The organism is Xanthomonas sp. SHU 199, assembly GCF_000364665.1.
Classification (GTDB): domain Bacteria; phylum Pseudomonadota; class Gammaproteobacteria; order Xanthomonadales; family Xanthomonadaceae; genus Xanthomonas_A; species Xanthomonas_A sontii.
On the sequence record NZ_AQOI01000030.1, the window covers coordinates 1 to 1197 of the forward strand.

General features: G+C 64.2%; 1 protein-coding gene. It reads right to left on the reverse strand.

From position 1 onward, the window contains the following. On the reverse strand, window positions 1-947 hold a 947-nt coding region (locus D183_RS0101770), incomplete at its 3' end, for an IS110 family transposase (protein WP_017907461.1). Window positions 948-1197 lie beyond the last annotated feature (250 nt).

The window sequence follows — 1197 nt, forward strand, 5'->3', positions numbered from 1 at the left end:
TCGAACGCCGTGCCCGATTTGAGAACCCCGTAGGCCAGGTGCAGCAGCTTGCGCATGGCGGCGCACACGATCTGCTTGCCGGTTTTGCCACGTTCGCTCAGCCGCTGTTTCAGCGCCCGGATGATCGGGTTGTGGGTCATGGCCACCAGGGCCGGCATGAACAGGCCTGCGCGCAAGCGGGGCGAGCCGGTGCGCGAGATGCAGACGTGGCCTTTGCGCTCGCCCGACTCCTGCAGGCACGGATTGAGGCCGGCGAAGGCGGTCACCGCCGAGGCATCGGCGAAGCGCCTCACATCGCCAAGCTCGGCCAGCATCAAGGCCGCGCTGGTGTCGGCAATCCCCTGGATGCTCACCAGCAGCTCGCGCTGCCCACGCAAGGTCGGATCCTGGTCGATATGGTCATCGATGGCCTGCTCGATCTGGGCGATGTGGTGTTGCAGATCGGCCAGATGGACCTGGATCGAGTCCTTCACCTGGGCCGGAGCGACGTCCAGCCGGTTGCGCTCCATCTGCAGCATCTGTTGCAGATCCTGGCGCCGGCGCACCAGCGCTTTGAGCTGCTTGAGCGCCGGTGGATCAGGGTGCCAACGGCGTAACTGCTCGCGGTGACGCAGGGCATAACTGGCGATCAGCTTGGCATCGCTGCGATCGGTCTTGACCCGGCTGAGTTGGCTGCGTGCGTACGCGGCCGTCTGCGCCGGGTTGAGCACGCACACCCGATAGCCGCGTGCGTGGAGGAACTCGGCCAGCGCCTGGTGGTAGGTGCCGGTGGCCTCCATGGCGATCCAGCTATCGGGCTGGGCATGCGTCTGCAGCCATGCCTGCAGGGCCTGGAAGCCCTTGGCATCGTTGGACAACTTGGCCTTGGTACGGTGCTTGCCATTGGTCAGATCGATGGTCACATCGAAACTGCGTTTGGCAACGTCGATGCCGATGACGGGAGACATAGGCGATTCCTCCATCGTGTCAGGGTCATGATCGGCGCTGGGCCCGGTCCTGCCTTGTCGATGCGAGTTCACGCCTGGGGGCGGACTCTGGATACCGTTCGGACACACAAGGGCCAGCATGTGGAGGGCGGAGCCGATCTGCGATGCAAGCTCGAAGCTTTAGGAGCGACTGGACCTCCCGCACCTCCTCCGATGATCAGTCGGAAGACATGACGCCTGTTTAGGGGCGACATGTCCAGATACAAGGAGC